11 protein-coding genes and 1 tRNA gene are annotated in these 16,817 nt (G+C 55.6%); 3 read left to right on the forward strand and 9 right to left on the reverse strand.

The window, feature by feature from the left end; translation table 11 throughout:
• Nucleotides 1–46: 46 nt before the first annotated feature.
• Nucleotides 47–592: a GNAT family N-acetyltransferase gene (locus MON38_RS11365; RefSeq protein WP_241936288.1), complete on the reverse strand. Its 546-nt coding sequence runs from the start codon at nt 590–592 to the stop codon at nt 47–49.
• Between the two features lie 30 nt (nt 593–622).
• A complete protein-coding gene (locus MON38_RS11370) occupies nt 623–889 on the reverse strand; it encodes a hypothetical protein (RefSeq protein ID WP_241936289.1) in 267 nt (88 codons plus the stop codon).
• A 99-nt stretch (nt 890–988) separates the two neighbouring features.
• Here MON38_RS11370 and MON38_RS11375 point away from each other — a divergent pair.
• Nucleotides 989–1,061 (forward strand) — tRNA-Gly (locus tag MON38_RS11375).
• A 233-nt stretch (nt 1,062–1,294) separates the two neighbouring features.
• Here the strand turns inward: MON38_RS11375 and MON38_RS11380 are convergent.
• Entirely contained in the window at nt 1,295–1,864 is a 570-nt protein-coding gene (locus tag MON38_RS11380) for a hypothetical protein (protein WP_241936290.1), read from the reverse strand.
• Nucleotides 1,865–2,028: 164 nt separating this feature from the next.
• On the opposite strand from MON38_RS11380, the gene MON38_RS11385 reads away from it, so the two are divergent.
• Nucleotides 2,029–2,265: a helix-turn-helix domain-containing protein gene (locus MON38_RS11385; RefSeq protein WP_241936291.1), complete on the forward strand. Its 237-nt coding sequence runs from the start codon at nt 2,029–2,031 to the stop codon at nt 2,263–2,265.
• Between the two features lie 54 nt (nt 2,266–2,319).
• Here MON38_RS11385 and MON38_RS11390 read toward each other — a convergent pair whose 3' ends face one another.
• The 5 genes from MON38_RS11390 to MON38_RS11410 form a co-directional block, all read right to left on the reverse strand.
• Nucleotides 2,320–3,354, reverse strand: a complete 1,035-nt coding sequence (locus tag MON38_RS11390) for a DUF3871 family protein (protein WP_241936292.1) — start codon at nt 3,352–3,354, stop codon at nt 2,320–2,322.
• Between the two features lie 701 nt (nt 3,355–4,055).
• Entirely contained in the window at nt 4,056–6,335 is a 2,280-nt protein-coding gene (locus tag MON38_RS11395) for a DEAD/DEAH box helicase family protein (RefSeq protein WP_241936293.1), read from the reverse strand.
• A 237-nt stretch (nt 6,336–6,572) separates the two neighbouring features.
• A complete protein-coding gene (locus tag MON38_RS11400) occupies nt 6,573–9,854 on the reverse strand; it encodes a type I restriction endonuclease subunit R (protein WP_241936294.1) in 3,282 nt (1,093 codons plus the stop codon).
• Nucleotides 9,855–9,878: 24 nt separating this feature from the next.
• Nucleotides 9,879–10,502, reverse strand: coding sequence for a restriction endonuclease subunit S (locus MON38_RS11405; protein ID WP_241936295.1), 624 nt, complete (start codon nt 10,500–10,502; stop codon nt 9,879–9,881).
• A complete protein-coding gene (locus MON38_RS11410; RefSeq protein WP_241936296.1) occupies nt 10,492–12,816 on the reverse strand; it encodes a type I restriction-modification system subunit M in 2,325 nt (774 codons plus the stop codon). Before MON38_RS11410 ends, MON38_RS11405 begins: the two co-directional genes overlap by 11 nt.
• A gap of 389 nt (nt 12,817–13,205) precedes the next feature.
• Here MON38_RS11410 and MON38_RS11415 point away from each other — a divergent pair, with 389 nt between their 5' ends.
• Nucleotides 13,206–14,231, forward strand: a complete 1,026-nt coding sequence (locus tag MON38_RS11415) for an AAA family ATPase (RefSeq protein WP_241936297.1) — start codon at nt 13,206–13,208, stop codon at nt 14,229–14,231.
• On the opposite strand, the gene MON38_RS11420 is transcribed toward MON38_RS11415, so the two are convergent.
• Nucleotides 14,218–16,719: a S8 family peptidase gene (locus tag MON38_RS11420; RefSeq protein WP_241936298.1), complete on the reverse strand. Its 2,502-nt coding sequence runs from the start codon at nt 16,717–16,719 to the stop codon at nt 14,218–14,220. The genes MON38_RS11415 and MON38_RS11420 overlap by 14 nt on opposite strands.
• Nucleotides 16,720–16,817 lie beyond the last annotated feature (98 nt).

Below are 16,817 nucleotides of genomic sequence, written 5' to 3' on the forward strand. Positions count from 1 at the left end.
GAATGAACGCAACCGGGCGGGTATCGGCATGGCTAAATGTACGGGCTTAGCGGCCGGCCATGCCTTTGCGCAAAATCAGGTCGGTTTGCACATCCTGCCCCAGCCGGAATTCGTGCTGCCCGATTTCGCGGAAGCCGAAACGCTGGTAGAAGGCGCGGGCTTTGTCGTTTTTCTCCCACACGCCCAGCACCACGGCGGAGCAGTGCAACTGCTCGGCCAGGGCCAGAATGCCGCGCATCAGGGCTGCACCCAAGCCGGTGCCCTGCCAGTCGTCGCGCACGTAGAGGCGTTCGATTTCGAGGCGGCCGGCGGGGTTTTGGCCTTCGGGCAGGCCGAGGGCCGAGTTGTCGCGCAGCTTGGCGTAGCCCACCAGCTCGTTCTGCATATGGGCCAGCAGAAACGTGTTCTCGCGGTCCTGCAGTTCGGCCAGCTGAATATCAGGGCCAAAGTTTTCAGCCAGATACGCAGCCATATCGGCCGGCGTGTTGGTGGCGGCAAAGGTATCCTGAAAGGTTTGGCGACCTAGGTCGGCCAGTTGGGCGGCCGTGGGGGCATTGGCCTTGGCCAGCGAGATGCGGAGGGGAGATGACATAAGGCAAAGGTCGGGCGTGGGTGCTCGACTTTATAGTATCTCGTCGGCGTTGGGGTTGCGGTGGGCGTTGTTGCCGCGCCGCATGCGCAGGCCCCAGCGCATCAGCAAGCCCCCCGCCAGCAGGCCCAGTAGGTTGATGGCCAGCAGGCCCACGGGCAGTTCGGCCGCGCCGGTGTTCCAGCGGTAGAGCAACACGCCAATTTTCAGGAGCAGGCCCAGGCCCAGCAGGAAACCGCTGAGCAAAAGCAGCAAGCCTACGAGGCGGTTGGTAGCGGGCGGAAGCGGAGGTGTAGCCATAGTGCCCCCTGATACGCGCTGCTCCGAAAATGGGTTGAACTCCTGTCTCAGGTTGCGAATCCGGTTCTTTGGCGTAATTTCGGGCCACCAAACCACTCCGCGAGAGTAGCTCAGTTGGTAGAGCATCAGCTTCCCAAGCTGAGGGTCGCGAGTTCGAACCTCGTTTCTCGCTCATTGATTCAGAGTCAGTTACCGTCAAGGTGGCTGGCTCTTTTCGCTTCTGGTGCCCACCGTGGTGCCTACAAGGGAAACACTGCGCTGTTGTCGTGAAAATGGGAGTCAGGTTTCCTGTTGACGGCCGGAAATCCTTGGAAACTGCCGTTGGGCACGATGCCCTTTGTCGGGTGAACAGCGGCCCGACGTACTTGGTAGGTACCCGCCGCGCCGCGATTCCCTTGCGAACAGCTACTGCACGGGAATGCAGTGGAAGGCGATGTAGTGCCGGCATTTCTGCTGGTGTCGCTTGCCGTCCTTGCTGCATGTGGACGAACTGTTTTCCCACACTAGTTCCAAAAGCTTGTGCCCCGTCATGTCGGAATGCCAACCCACAATGGGGGTGAGGGAGGCAAATTCGTCAACTTCGTTCTTTGGGGGAGCGAGCTGACCCTTGTACATCGTGTCGGAGTAAATCTCCGAAGCAGTGCCGTCATCCGACCTGCTTGTGCGGGGTTGCGTGTTAAAGAGTGTGACCGTGTACGCCGGTAGTCCCGTCATCTTGCGGAAGTATTCACCACCTGTTGTGTTGTAAATCCGTGCTTGGTACACCCCCGCCTTCTTGGTTGCCTGCACCATCACAAGCAGGTTGACGGTCCACGTTTGTGCATCGGAGGCGGAGTGCTCATTGCTCGAACCAGCATGCGTACTGGAGCGGTCGATTTTGTAGACTTGGTACTTGGCGGGGTACGCCAGTTCCTGTGCATGGGCCGCAGCCGCTGAAAAGCTGAGTGCTGCTAGTAGGAGGAAGATTTTTTGCATGTGTGAGTGGTTGAAAAGTGCTGTTCGGGGTTGGATGAGGTTTCGTGCTCACCTCGTTAGGGAATCACCAGACTTGGTGTTGACCGTCAAAAGTAGAAGTTTTTTGTGTGAAATAGGCGCATCTGCATACATGGTAGGCAAGGTAGCGTCGGAGCTTGCCGGCTGTGAAAAACCCGGGTGGAGTCCAAGTTTTCGGCAAGCATCTTCGCCAACTGCGCAGCGAACGCGGATGGAGCCAGCAGGAGCTTGCGGACCGCGCCAACATCGACAAGATGACGATTCACCGGATTGAAACGGCCCGGATGGCGGCAACCATTGACGTGTTGCTGTCACTGACGAAAGGGCTGGAGATGCCGCTGCACGAACTGGTGAATTGCCCTGGGATAGAGGACGCCGACTGAGAAGCCCGCTCCGGTGTGAATGGTCGGAACGGGCTTCGGAAGGTCAGCGGCGGCTCAACTCAGGTACCAACTGCCGGCAGTGCTACCGTCTAGGGCGTCTTGCACCTGAAAGGTGAAATCGAGCGCGTTGATGGACTTCGGCAGGAAGGTGTCGATGTACGAACTCTTGTTGGCCTCCGTGAAGAGGTTGTAAAACTTCCACAGGTTAATGCTGCCGTCTTCTTCGCGACAGAAGTTCTCGTCCCGGTAGTAGTCTCGAACCACTGTACCAAGTTGCTGGTCGCCATAAAGCAGTGCTGGGATGCGCTGTTTGGCCGCCGTGGACAAGTGCTGGTACATGCGGCAGCGCCCGATAAGCTGCGCAAACTGGTGTTCGGTAAGCGAGTAGCGCGTTAATGCCTCCAACTGGCGCAGGTGCCGGTGCTGGTCATACTCGCGTAGCAGCGTCAGCACCCCCTGTCGGAGTTGTTCGAGGCTGCTAACCCGTAAATCGCCTAGCAGCCCATCGGTTCTAATGGCGAGGTTCGTGCAGACCAGGTTCTTGAACCCGACGAAAACCTTGAAGTGTTCGGGACACTTACGCCCGGTCAGGTTGTCGAGATTGTAGGCTTTGACGCCGCCGATGACCAGTGTCAGCGTGTTGCCACCGACGGTTTCAAACAAGGTTGGGACTTCGATGGCGAACATCATCCTCTCAAAGCGAACTGTTTGCTCCCAATCCAGCAACTGTGACGCGGGTTTGTCCTTAGCCTCTGGGATGCGTCCTTTGATGACATGAGAAACCCGTATTTGCGGTGTGAGAATCTGCTCGCCGCGAAAGACGTCTCGCACAGCTTCCGACGTGACTTGAATGAAGTCGGCCATCGACAGGGTACGCTCGTTGTCCTTGGCAAACACGGGGATGATGTGTTCGTGCCGGAGTTCTGAGAATCCGACGGCAAGCGTGTTCGCTTCGATGAACGCCCGCGACGTAGAGGGAGCGGCTTCTTCGAAAACGAAAGAGGCCGATTCGGGTGAATCGGCCTCTCGTACTACGCGCAAGTGGGTTTGAGCCGGCTCGTGGATGAGCCGCATGAGGGAGGTTTCCATGGTGTGGATTGGGGTTTGGGTTGAAAAATGGGTTGAACAAGTGGTGAGAGGTAGTGCGCGTGCTAAACGCCGAAGAGTTAACTCCGAACGAGTTAAACTGCATCGGCGCAGAGTGTGCTGCTAGCAGTGAAAAAGACTGCTCCATGAGAGGGGGGGTAAGTCCCGTTGCGAAGTACCCCCGGGGCCTCAAGACTGGGTACCCTCAAGTCTCGCACCTTCGCACGCAGAAATTTTTCCCAGATTTTTTGTGGGTGTCCCGGGTTGAGAGTTGGGTCAGCAGGTTTGCGACGCGGTACATCGCTACCGCTGAGCAGCGGTGAACCACAACAGTCTGCGAAGCCCTTGGCGAAGAAGGGCATTGTGTGGAAATCCCGTCAATCTCAGGGTTGAAGCAGTCTGCTGCTCACCCGAAACGGGCTTCGTGGTAGCGATGTATAGAGCTCTTGGGGAGCTAGAAAATCGCGGTAGCAGAAAAAGGACTAGAATGCTCTGGGTGGGTGCATCTGCTTGCGTGCCCCCTCCACTGGTCCAACGTTCCAGGTGATAACTGCTCAAGGACACTCAGATTTGCTGCTTTTTTCACAAGCACCCTACTAGACGTGGGTGAAAAATCCAGCAAATCCGACTTGAGACACCGCATCCATAGTTGCGTGATTACCGAACTGTGCTACTGGTGTGAACCCGTTTTCATCTAGTCAACTCTACAAGTGAGCAATTGGCGCGATGAGGTAGTGAGGGTTTTCAACACCGAACAGGTCTTTTCTCCCAATACGTGACGGTTGCTTGCCGACCAAGCCCAGTGCCTGACGCAGCATTCTCAATCCGACTTGCACATAGTCCTGCTCTGTTTGAGGATTCGCGGTGGAGAATCCTGGGAGGTGGACAGCACCAATATTGAGTAAGAAAGCGGACTGAACAGCTTCTTTGAGCGCATTTGCTAGAACCGCCAGTAGTTGCGTCGCATCCTCTGATAAGTGCTTGTCAAAAGTTGCCCGCAAATACAGCTTCCCTCCGAGCAGAGTGGCGGTGTTGATGGTCTCCGTAGCGAGGTCATTCAACGCACTTTTAATGACCGAGTAGTAATCCTCTTGTTCAACGGGTGATGACCCATCCCAAGGCTTAGAGTCATGCACCAGCTTTGTGAACCAGTCTTTTTTCTTCGGTACAGAGCCGTCGGGAGAGAGCCAACTCAGTGACAAGTCAAGCACGGCATCAGCGGCGTCTTTCGTATTCGCTACTAATTCCTGGATGCGGACCTTCTTCACACCGTACAAGGGCGTCTCATCTGATTCCGCCGCATCTTCATCTAGTAGTTGGACCAGCGTTTCAATGGCCTTGAACGATGATGTAGGCTTGTGTGTGGGAAGACGGCCACTGATACTCTTCTTGAACACCTCCGCCCAAGCTTCTCCTGCGGCTTTTTTGACCGACGAGGAGACGTATTTCTCCACGGTCACCGTTTCAAGCGAGCAGTTGATGAATTGGTCGTGCACTGCCATCCACAGGATGAGGCTTGGCAGTCCTTGGTTCTCTTTGTCAAGAAAAGCGTCTTTGAATGCCGGGTACTCCGAAAGTACAAAGTCGTACCGTCCTTCAAACTTCACCAGCATGTCGTACGAAGCACCAGTTTCAGAGTCAGCGATGGCTTTGAAGGCAGCGAGGAGTTTCTCGCGATGAGTGTAGAGCTTGTCAAAATCGGTTAGTACTTGGTCTTCTTCAATATAGATGCCCGCGTCCTTCGAGGACACACCAACCTTTGTTCCCAGTAGCATGTCACCCCATGCCTGCGTGACGAAATCCTTGCTGCGAATGTGACCATCAAACGGCGGCATGAACACATGCAGGTCGCCACCGTTGCGCAAGCGAGCGAATGCCTGCACGACGGAAGAGCGCATATCCGTGAAAGTACCCAAAGCCAGAGAACCGGCTTGGTCGGTGTTCTGCCCAGGGAGGATGGCGATTAGTACTCCGTCCTTGCTCACTATGTTGACACCCGTCTTAAATGTCGTACCGATGGAATTCTTGGTTTCGTTGAAAGGGGTCTTGTTGTCAGAGGTCAGAAGTAGAGGGCGAGGAACTAGTCCACGCACTGCTTCAGCAGCAACACTGTCCCTGCCCGTCGCAAGCTTCTGAGCAATGGATTTGTAGGCCGTCAGAATGTGGATGGGGCGACTAGGGTAGCGTTTAATCACCTCTTCCAATCCAGCGAGGGGATGCAAATCCTTCTCGCCGTATTCTTGGGTGCAAATGTGCAAGTGCAACCGTGCTTGCTGCGGCCCCTTGATTCGGTCTGCTTGAAACACTGTGATGCGCCGACCTGTGAGAAAGGAAACCGCTTTGGAAACCTCGACAGCATCGGCAGTGAACGTCGCACTTGCAATGAAGGCTTTGTGCACTAGCCCAGTCCATTGCAGCAGCTCAGGCAAATGCTGGGATGAGAAAATAGAAGTTTTCTCGTGAATCTCGTCAACAATCAGCACCACTTTGCGCTCGCTCGTCAGCAGATGGTCTCGAAGCTTGTCCTTGTACCCACTTTTACCGAGGGCTTGCCGAACCGATTTCTTGCCCCCACTACCCAGCAGAAAGTCGGGCGTCATGAGTTGCACTTGGTAGTCGAAGTTCTCCGGATTCGCGAACGTGTCCTCATCTTCGCGACTGTCGATTTGGGTGCAGTCGAAGTACGAAATCCCGCGCTTACTCAGTTCGCGGGTAATCTCATTCAGAAGTCGCAGAAAGGGTGCGCAGTAGAAAATCGTGAAATCAGTTCCTGTGGCAAGGTACTGGCCGATGTAGTCGAAGAGAACGTGGGTTTTTCCGGTGCCAACTTGAAAGTTGAGGATGGAGGTGTCGCTACTGAAAGGAGCAAGACGCACCAAATCAGTGCTGGCATCAAGATGCCTGGCGTGAAGCACAATTTTCTCAAAACTCGTGTAAAAGACACGCTTCTTCTTTCCTCCTTCAAAGATTTCCTCTGCAAACATTGTGTCCGTCAACTCAAAGTACCGAATGGGTAGCGGAGTGATGCGAACCGGATATGAAAGGGCGCTATACCTGCCGCTCATGGTGCTTCGAAATCAGATGGAGGAGCGAGAGGTTTGAATCAGCGGCAACTTGGTTTTACACCGCCTCGGCGTGCTGGTTCATGTGCTCTAGCAGGGAAACTACTCGCCTAGCCTTTGTCGAACACACCAAGTAGACCGTGCGTGAAGGGTGGTTCATCAGGCAAAGGCCTGTCCCCGGACAGCTCGCTGGTAGAAGTGCTGAAACACCTGGGTGTGAGTAGCCGCGAACAGGGGCCGGTCGTAGCTGTCCGGAAGCGTCTTGTTCAACACTTCGACAATGACAGAATCGACTTTTGCCCTGGATGCGGTGTCGCGATGCCACTCTTGAACCAGCACCAGGGGCTTTTCTTCGCGTAGCCGGGCCAGTAGGCTGCGGGCGGCAGTTTTCACTTGGAGCAATTGGTCTTTGGACAGCTTCTGCTCATCAATGTGTTTCTTGAGCAAGTCGAAGAGTTCGAGTTCCTCTTCGGTGAGTCCCTCTCGCGTGTGGCGCTCTGCTTCGGCTTTTAGGGTAGAAGCATAAGCAAGCAGTTCCTCAAAAATCTCTTCGGTGCGGCGACCGCCGGCGTTGTAGGCTTCGATGATGCGCGCCAGGCGTTCCGCAAAGGGAGCACGCTCAACATTCCGTCTCAAGAGCTGCTGCAACTTTTCTTCTAGAAAGGTCCGCAGTTGGGCTACTTCGATGTTGAGGTGGGCCGATGTGCGGAAGCTTTCGCGCTGCTCTTCGAGGTTCAAGTTGCTCAGGTCCAACTCACGGCCGGGGGTGAGTACGAGCGGAGTCGTTGCTTCCTGTCCTACGCGCAGCACACTACGGTCAAGCAACTGGCCAATTCGCTGTTGAGCGGCATCTGTTTCACCGGCACCAGTGATTTGCGCCAGTAGGTCGTGCAGGTAAGCTACTACCGTCACCAGTCGGTACTTGGCTCGGTGGCGCAGCACATCGGGCCGGGCGGCTTGGTAGAGGCCTTCGATGAGCCGGGCGCGGAGGGCGTAGGCTTGACGTTGGGTGTCTGAGGCAAGGAGTGTGTTGGCAAAATCCTGGAGTCGAGCGAGGTTGGCAAACAGGCCGCCGGATGCCTCATCGCTAGGTTCGTTCTCTACCAGCGCTTCGGTGAGGGCGATGTTCTGTGTCTGACACCACGTCACTATCTCAGCTAGGGCCTCGTCGAGCAGAGTGTAAAGGTGGTCGAACTCCTGTAGCGGCTGGTGGCCTGTGTGTTCATTATCACCCTGTGGGGGCGTCCCGGGACGCGGGGTTGTGTACTCGACCAGGGACGCTCTGAGGCTGGCCAACACATCGCAGTACCCCACGATGAGGCCCGCCGACTTTCCTTCGTAGACTCGATTGGCGCGCGCGATGGCCTGCATCAAGGAATGAGCACGCATCGGCTTGTCAAGGTAGAGGGTTGACACGCTGGGCGCGTCGAACCCTACCAGCCACATCGAGCACACGAACACAAGTTGCAGCGGGTGCGCCGCGTCCTTGAAATTGTGCTCGATGTCGTGACCTTGCGCATCAAGCTGGGCGAGTCGCTTGATGTGAGGTTTGATGTTGAGGTCCTGCTTTTCGAACTTCTCTTCGTCGCCGTTCTCAATGCTCACCACCACAGCCATTTCCAAGCGCTCCATCCAAGCCAGTCGGGCCTTCAAGTCGTGATGTTGGGAAGAGCCTTTCGGAACTGTAGTCAGTTCTTTCCGCGTGTTGCGGATGGCTTGCTCCCAGTGATACTTCACCTTGTCGTAGAGCCGTACTGTGGTGGGTTTGTCGATGCTGACGGCGACCGCCTTGCCGAGGAAACCGCGCCGGGGAAGGTGCCACACCAAGTCTTGGGCAACAGCCTCCAATCGGTCATCACGACGCAGTACTTCCAACTGACTGGCATGCTGGTCTTCAAGCCGGCGCTGCTGCTGCTCGGTCAGATTTTCATCTTCCAGAATTTCGGCAAGTTCATCGTCGAGCTCGGGATTTTCGAGTCCCACTTCGGGGGTGCGGTTCTGGTAGAGCAGGCGCACAGTGGCTCCATCGGCTACGGCCTGGTCGAAGGGGTACTCGCTCACGTATTCACCGAACCACCTGTGAGTGAGTCGTTCGGCACCAAGCAGCGGCGTGCCCGTGAAGGCTAGGAACTGAGCGTTGGGCAGCGCGTCGCGCATGTTCTCGGCCAGCGTCTTATACTGCGAGCGGTGTGCTTCGTCCACGAACACAATGATGTTGTCGCGCGTCGAGAGCACGGGGTAGGCTCTGCCGGCTTCGTAGCGAAACTTTTGAATGAGCGTGAAGACGTAGCGCGGGCCTGCGGGGCGGGCCAACACGTCACGCAGTTCCCGTGAGTCTTGGGGGCGAACTGCCTGGGCCGGGGTCATGTCGCCCCAATGCAGAAAGTTGCGGTAGAGCTGGTCGTCGAGGTCGTCTCGGTCGGTGATGAGGAGAAAGGTGAAAGCGCCCTCGAATTGGCGGGCCAGCTTGCGGGCCAGCATCACCATGGAGAACGACTTGCCGGAGCCCTGCGTGTGCCAGAACACCCCGAGCTTGCCGTCGCGGTTGGCCCGGTCGCGGAATGCCTCCACGGTGCGGTTCACCCCTAAATACTGGTGGTTGTGGGCGATGACCTTACCAGCATTCTGGTAGTGGAACAGCACGAAGTTCCGCACGTAGTCGAGCAGCCGCTCCGGGGCGAGTAGGCCCCGTAGGGCGTAGTCCAGACTCAGGTGAGAGTCCCGACGAGCGGGGTCCGTGGGCAGACCGGGCTTGTCCGATTCGGAGGCAGGACGCAGCCACTCGCCAAAGTACTCGTAGCCAGCCGAGAATGACCCGGCCCGGGTTTCGAGCCCGTTGGAAAGGAGTGCTACCACGTTGGCGTGGAAAAGCTGCGGCAGCTCCACACGGTAGTTGGTCAGGTTGTTGTCGTAGGCCTGCTTCACCTTCTCGGTGGCGTTCTTCAACTCGATGAACACCAGGGGCAGCCCGTTCACGAAAATCAGCAGGTCGGGCCGGCGGTAGCCCACGGTGCCTTGAATCCAGAGCTGGGACACGACTCTAAAGTCGTTCTTCGTTGGGTGCTTGAAGTCTAGCACCTGTATCTGCTGCTGACGCGGCCGGCCGGTGACCTCGTCAGTCCATTGAGCGGGGTAGCCGTCGCGCAGCATCTCGTACACCTCCCGGTTAGCGGCCAGTGGGCTTTCGGCGATGCGCCGGGCCGTAAGGGCTTCGAACGCCTTGTCGAGCACCTTCGCCGGGACCTTGGAGTTGAGCTTCTCCAGCATTTTCCGCAGCACCACTGGCAGCACCACCTGACTTTTGTCGGTGCGGCCGCTTCCATCAGGCAGCGTCGCCTCGTGGGGTGTGAAGGCGTTGATGTGCTGGTAGATGGGGAATTCCTGCTTGAGCAGGTCTACGCACGCTTGTTCGAGTTGGGCTTCGGTGTAGAGCTTTGCCATATAGGGTAGATGATGGACTGGGTTCTATTCGGCTACATGAATTGTGAGCTGCCCGCTCAGAAGACGGAGCAAAATAGCATCACGCGTCTGACTGAGTCGAGCATTGCGAAGAGTGTTGGTCGTAATCAGGTCATCGTATGCTCCCAACAAGTCACCAATGCGCCGTTGCTCAAGTGGAGTTGGGAGTGGGAGTTCGAAGAGTTCAAGGTCTTCTTTTGTCAAGGCTTCGCGAGTCCCACCTGTGGAGGCAATGTTCAATAACCGGGTCTTGTGATAGGCCGATGAAAGCATGAGTGCAATGAATCGTGCATCTGCCTTCTCAGGGTCAATCCGAATGATGGCGACGTGTTGATTGACGCGAGCAGGCAAAACGTCTTCCGGCACAATACAGCACCGTGCTACCGATGCTCCAGTGATGTTCAGCAACACATCATTCTTGGCTAGCGAGACACCCGAGAGCTTCTTGGCGTGTGCATCATTGATGCGAGCCAGCCCTCCGTAGTCAAACACACCATCTTGCACATTCATGCTTCGAATCAAAGCCACACCAGTTTCTTGGTAGACTTCCTTGCCACCCTTGGGCGTTGAACCGCTGCCAATTTTCAGGGTGATTGCTTTGAGCGGAGTAGGTGTCCATTCATTCCGCATTTTCCAGGAGTGCTATCAGGTTCATCTCAATCGTCTGTTCTAGTCCGTGGGCCTTGTCCGTGAGCTCTCGAAGCTCTTGGTGCCAAGCGTGCAGTTGTTGCTGGAATTCCTCTTCTGTCAGGTCATCTTCATCAGGGTCTACGCCTACGTAGCGGCCCGAATTTAGGGAAAAATCCTGCTTTTCAATCTCTTGAAGTGATGCGCTGTAGCACAAGCCAACTACGTTCTGGTAGGTGGCTTCCGGAAAACGCTCGTGCAACCAGCGCACTTGGGCCAGATAGTAGAGCGACGACTTCGGAAGAAATTCAGGGTCTTTGGTTTGCTGGGTGTTGCTGTGTTCAACCAGCTTGGTGAGCGCCGGGCGTAGAACACTGGGACGAGGCAAGGTGGGGGCAGCTTTCACTGGACTGCGAAGGTGCTCGATGGCATGGCCCAGAAGAGTCTCAGCAGCCCGGAAAGTGCGCTCCAAGTGCCGACGGTGTTCAAGGATGGTCGTCGCGAGTACGTCCAAGGCCTCACGAGCGATGTGCTGCGCTCGGTTGGCGGCTGTGATTTCGTCAGGCATCAATGAACGGGTTTCGAACCCGGCCGGCCAAGTTGACCTGCGCCAAGCGAAGTAGGCATTCATAGCCTTTTCAGCTTCCGATTCGGCGGTGGCCAAGGAAGTCGGCAGGGTGCCGTGCACTCCGTCGGCTAGTACCGCATGGTGTGGCACCAGAGCCGGGGCGTGGAGAGCATCCTTCTCTTCCGTGGTGAGCATCAGGTTGGCTAGTGCATCCATGGTCTGCTGCGCCAGCGTTTTCACAGCGGCATCGGCTTCGCGCAGTGCTTGGGTTATGCCCGGTAGATGGGCGAAGGTGTTCTCCAAGTACTCGTCCACCAGCGCCACCATCCGCACCCGTTCGCCTTTGTGAAGACGTGTGATGGTCGCTACATTCAAAACCTGCTCTTGTGTGAATTCGCGCTGGGAACGGCTTACTCGCCGGTACACGTTGCGGGCATCCACGAAGAGCACCGGCAAGTCTGCGTCCAGAAGTGCCTTGTCGTCGTACTGGTCGTCGGCAATGTCGCGCTCACGACTGCGGTCGAAAAACCACAGCGAGGCCGGCAAGGTGACAGTCAGGAACATGTTGCTCGAAAGGGTTGTCATTTGGCTCACCAATCCACGCAACACGAGCTTCCGGCGAATCTCGTACTCAGAGTTTCCCACATCGGATGCCGAGTTGGCCATGACCAACGCTGCACGCCCTTCGCGTTTGAGGGCCGCGATGAACATCGTAATCCAGAGGTAGTTGCCGTTCGGAATACGCTCGCCTTCACTGTCGGCGGCTTCGGCGCTGCCCTTCTTCGTCGTCTTAGTGGCCTTCGTCTTGTTGCGCGGCAGCCCGAAGCGGTTGAAGCGTGGGTTGTCCTCAATCGCGGCTAGGCTCACGTCCTTCACGTTGAAGGGGGGGTTGGCCATCACGAAGTCGAATTCGCCGAATTTGTCCTCAAATGGGTCATCGAAGTAGGCGTTGGCGTGGAGCACCTCGCCGCGTAGTCCATGCACAGCTAGGTTCATGCGGGCCAGCTTCACGGTCTCCTCGTTTTTCTCCGAGCCATAGACGTAGAGGTCCAAGTCTTCGTCTTCGTCAGTGTGCCGCTCGTGCCGCCGCCGCTCCACGAACGAAGCCGACTGCACGAACATGCCCCCCGAGCCGCACGCCGGGTCGTAGAGTGTGCCACGGTAAGGCTCCAACACTTCCACCATGTACTTGACAACCGACGTAGGGGTGAAATACTCACCGTCTTGGGCCAGAGCGAATTCCGAGAGGAAGTACTCGTACACCATGCCGAAGACATCGCCGGTTGCGTCCTTCGGAATGTCGGCAAACATTCGAAGCAGGTCTTTCAACAGCGTTTTGCGCTTGCCAGTACTTGCCAGTTGGGCGTAGTCGTCTTTCGGCAGCATGCCATCTAGTTCCGGCTTGTGGGTCTCAATGGCCTTCATGGCATCGTGGATGGCCTCTGCGAAGTTGGCGTCATCTTCCAAGGTCACAAGCCGGTCGTAGCGGGCTTCGGGCGGCAGGTAGAGGCCGCACAAGGCCAACGCAATCTGGGCTTCGGTGCGCTGAACGCGGGTGGTCTCCTGGGCCTTCAGCTCAGCGCGGAGCTTGTCTTCGATGGCGGCGAAGCGGTTGTCGGCGAAGCGCAGGAACAGCAGCCCGAGGACGGGCCGGTCGAATTTGTTGAGGGGAATGTCAGCGTCAGAGCGTAGGCGCGTCGCGGCCTGCCAGAGGCGTTTGCGGAGCTCGTCGAGTTGTTCGTTGGTCATAGGACCACGAAGGTAACCAGCTACCTCTTGCTCAAGCAATCCGTGAGAGCATGTCTACAGAGGAGTTGCTGTCAAACATACAATCGAGCGGGTGAATACAACACTGGTTGCCGTGAGCAGTAGCGCAACTCAACTGGTGAGCAGATACACGCTACATTTGTGGCACAACCACTTGGTTGCCTCTTCACTACAACGAGGTGTTGCAGTTGTCAAAAATCAGTAGCACCTTGTGCTAATAATTTTAGTCGGTCGCGAACGCCAGAGAGAGCACTGACGTTGGTTTGATACAGCACTAGACAACTCTCACACCCACAACTCTGTACTACTAGCGGCGAAGTGCTGTTACTGCATGCGTAGTGCAGCACTTTCTTGCACCAACTACCCTGAAGATGGCGCAGACTGATTTCATCAAAGACATTGCGAAGTACGGCCTGGAGAACGACCAGGACCGGCTACTCGCGTCCTTGAATGAACTCATTGACCACGCGAAAAAGAGCAAGAAAATCAACTTCGCGTTGCAGTTGCAGTCAATTCTCAAGGACTCCATTCGCCAGCACCAGACGAACGGGTTGTTGAAAGTCGGCTCGTCACAGCACCAGCAGCGGGAGGATGACCGAGAGGTGAACGAGTTCATTCTTGAGAAGCTCACATCGGACTACCAGTTTGATTCGTTGGTCTGCACGGATAGTGTCAAGGAGGAGTTGAGCTACTTCATCAAGGAGCACCAAGCGCTTGATGTGCTGCACAAATTCGACCTGCCAGTCTCCAACCGGGTCTTGTTCTACGGTCCCCCTGGCTGTGGTAAAACGCTGGCGTCCTACGTTCTTGCAGGAGAGTTGGAGAAGCTCATGCTGGTAGTGAATCTAGGAGCGATTGTGTCCTCCAAACTTGGAGATACTAGCAAGAATCTCGCAAAGGTGTTCCGTCGGGCTGCTGCTGAAGAGTGCATTGTCTTCATTGACGAGTTCGACACGCTAGGCAAGGTGCGGGACTACAGTCAGGACCACGGAGAAATGAAGCGTGTGGTGAACACACTCTTGCAACTGTTCGACTACCTGCCCAGCTCGAGTGTAGTCATTGCAGCGACCAACCAGATTGACATGATTGACGAAGCACTACTGCGGCGCTTTGATGTGAAAATCAACTTGGAACTGCCTGATGAGAGTCACATCACTGAGTTGATAAACAAGACGCTCAAGTCTGGGCTGGTTGAACTCGACACAGAAAATGACCTGCCGTCGATTGTGAAGTCTTGCAAGGGACTGTCCTATTACGGCATTCAGCGGACGCTAATCACGGCCGTGAAGCGTAGTGTCATCGCGCATCCTCGTACCAACATGACAAAGCCGCGCATCAACACGGACCTGTGGTTGGAACTGGTGCGGAAGGAGAAGCAGCAGTTTAGTTCTCAATAACCAGTTCCAAATCCCCTTCTGCGTCTAGGTCGAGCGTGCCGAGAACCTCTAGGTCGTTGCAGAGTTGCAGTTCATCGTAGAGAGACTGAGTCTGCTTTGCAACAGGCACGTTTTCCTTGAACCGCAATACGAGAGAGTACTCGTACTCAGTTGGGAGCGAAGTTTCTGTGACCGATTTGGGTAGTAGCTTGTGGAAGTGGCACTCGACGGCAACTTTGAACTGGCCGTTCTCCTCGCGTAGATGCTCCCGGCTGATGTAGAAGGAAGTTTTCTGTGTGTTCGTCAGGGGCTTAGGCTTGTAGTAGGCATCCTGTGACCACCCGTCTTTGAACACGTAGCTCTCTGTCTCTCCACCGTTGATACCGACCCGTTGCACTCTGGATGAACCGTCGTCCTGGGCTGCTGTTTCCTCGTCTTCCAGTACAATGGCGCGAAAAACTCCAAATGCCATGTGCACAGGGCAGTATGCAACCGGGGAATTGCTCACCGGTCTAATCGCAAAGCAGAGAGTAGCAGTCACCTCCAAAAGCGCAACATTCTTGTGTGCTTGAGTCAGGTAGGCGGGCACCGCTACCTGAATTGCTTCCATCGTGCCGACGGAGATAGTGCGTTGAATGACAACAGTCACCTCGGCGTCAGCAGATGACAAGCAGGTTTCAGGGGATGGCACTCCATTCCCAGCAATGCCGCGTTGTTGATGTGGAGTGAGAATTCGGCCGTAGGAATCCAGCTTGACCTCTTCAGCACCGTTCACAATGAGCGCTTTTATCGTCTGCAAGCGAAGTGAAGGGTACTTGCGGGATAGTCGTGCAGCAAGGTTCGCAACCAAAGGAGCCGAGAAACTCGTGCCTATCGCTCGGTCGAAGAACTTGCCCGGTTCAATTGAAAGGCACTGTAGACCCGTTGCCGCAGCATCGTCAAGTGCCTCTCCCAAAAACTGGTGTTGTATGCGAGAGTAGTTGCCACCTGCGTAGACCACGTCCGGCTTGAAAAACCGCTTGTTCGGCATCTTCCACTTGGTGCTGTCCAAGTGGAACTTGCGAGTGTATGCAGTTGGCAACGTGCTGTCAGTGAATGGGAACGAAGAAGGCGTGATTGGTGCATCATCCTCCAAGTTCGAGCCGATAGACCCAACGGTGAGGTTGTTCATGCTCTCTGCTGGGCTACAGAGATTAGTTTCTTCTCCCAGGTAGTGATGTGGGTAGGTAGAAGTGTCGAGCGCAAACTCCTTGTAGTTACCAGTTGCGATGACAATCAGCACGTCCAGTTGCTGTGCCAGTTGGTCCAGGTAGAAGGCGTAGTCAGAATGTGATTCGTCGGTGCGCATGTAGCTGGCGTAGCCAACAGCGAGCACGAAAATGCGCACTCCAAGCGACTCATGAGCACGGATAATCAGGTTGCCCACATCCTGGTGAGTGATGTACCCCTGATTGCCGCTCAGCACTTTGATGGGAAGGATGCGAGCGTCAGCCTCCAAAATGCCGGTGACTGTTCCCGCAAGGCGATGCCCCAACGCAGCAAATGCAGCAACCGATGTACCGTGTCCGTTGGTGTCATGTGCAGCATCTGTTCCCGCAACAGAGTAGTCATCTGCAACAATGAGAGGAGCTAGAGGGGAATGCCGGCTGACCCCTGTGTCAATGATGCCAATGATTGGTAGGTCAGAAGCAGGTGTGGCGACCGAAAAAGGGTAGCCGCGTGTTGGCAGTCCAAATGCAGACTCACGAATGACACCGTAGGAAGACGAGTTGATGGTGTGCACCACGTCGAAGTTTCGAGCGATGGTACTGACGAGCTCATGAGATGCACCCTTGAGCTCGTAGGCATTTGTGAAAGGGTTGAATGTAGCCGAGACTCCGTTCTCTTCTAGAAACCGCAACAAGCGGTTGCTGATTGCATCAAACTTGGACTTCGCTTCTCCGCTGAGTTCATCTGATATGCTGACAAGCGACAGGTAGACCGCATCTCGCTCATCTGGTCTGAAGCATGCGTTGATTCGTTCTGCCGAGTGAAATTCGAACGACTTGACGTACCTGACCAGTTTGTTGTACGACGGGTCAGCGTGGTTGCTGCACTCAACAAATGAGAGAAACTGCTGAAGGAACGTGTTGAATTTCACGTCGTCCTCAACGGTGAATAGACCGCGAGTATTGAACGCGGTGTACTTGTTCAGCCGAAGTCCAAAGGTGCCGTAGTAGATTGACTCATACTTGGATGAGTCGAACCAGTCTAAGAAGTCGATTTCAATGGAGGTGAGTGTTGCAGGAATTTCCAGTTCTGGACTGCGTTCTTCTTCCCGTCGCACAAGTTCTCTGCCGAAAGACGCTAGGCTTGCTCGAAAAAGCACTGCTTGTTCTTGCAACTGAGCTTCATTCACTCCATCAGTCAAACTCGCTTCATCACGCTTTTTTCCGCGAGCACGCTTTTTAATGGTGTTTGCGCGCTCATGTGGGTTGAGAAGCAAAAGGTGCGGGAGTTCTCCAGGCATACAATTCAGGGTGGTAGACAAGCATTCAGTGAAACGCACAGCGCTGTATGTGACTGACAGGCCGGTGAAAGGCGTTCCAGTCTGCAAAGTACATCCTT

Origin of the sequence: Hymenobacter cyanobacteriorum, from assembly GCF_022631375.1 — a bacterium.
GTDB classification, from domain to species: domain Bacteria; phylum Bacteroidota; class Bacteroidia; order Cytophagales; family Hymenobacteraceae; genus Hymenobacter; species Hymenobacter cyanobacteriorum.

Coding starts and splice junctions, on each gene's coding strand:
- MON38_RS11415 (WP_241936297.1), top strand. CDS start 13,206: ATGGCGCAGACTGATTTCATCAAAGACATTGCGAAGTACGGCCTGGAG.
- MON38_RS11410 (WP_241936296.1), bottom strand. CDS start 12,816: ATGACCAACGAACAACTCGACGAGCTCCGCAAACGCCTCTGGCAGGCC.
- MON38_RS11390 (WP_241936292.1), bottom strand. CDS start 3,354: ATGGAAACCTCCCTCATGCGGCTCATCCACGAGCCGGCTCAAACCCAC.
- MON38_RS11420 (WP_241936298.1), bottom strand. CDS start 16,719: ATGCCTGGAGAACTCCCGCACCTTTTGCTTCTCAACCCACATGAGCGC.
- MON38_RS11370 (WP_241936289.1), bottom strand. CDS start 889: ATGGCTACACCTCCGCTTCCGCCCGCTACCAACCGCCTCGTAGGCTTG.
- MON38_RS11405 (WP_241936295.1), bottom strand. CDS start 10,502: ATGCGGAATGAATGGACACCTACTCCGCTCAAAGCAATCACCCTGAAA.
- MON38_RS11395 (WP_241936293.1), bottom strand. CDS start 6,335: ATGTTTGCAGAGGAAATCTTTGAAGGAGGAAAGAAGAAGCGTGTCTTT.
- MON38_RS11400 (WP_241936294.1), bottom strand. CDS start 9,854: ATGGCAAAGCTCTACACCGAAGCCCAACTCGAACAAGCGTGCGTAGAC.
- MON38_RS11380 (WP_241936290.1), bottom strand. CDS start 1,864: ATGCAAAAAATCTTCCTCCTACTAGCAGCACTCAGCTTTTCAGCGGCT.
- MON38_RS11365 (WP_241936288.1), bottom strand. CDS start 592: ATGTCATCTCCCCTCCGCATCTCGCTGGCCAAGGCCAATGCCCCCACG.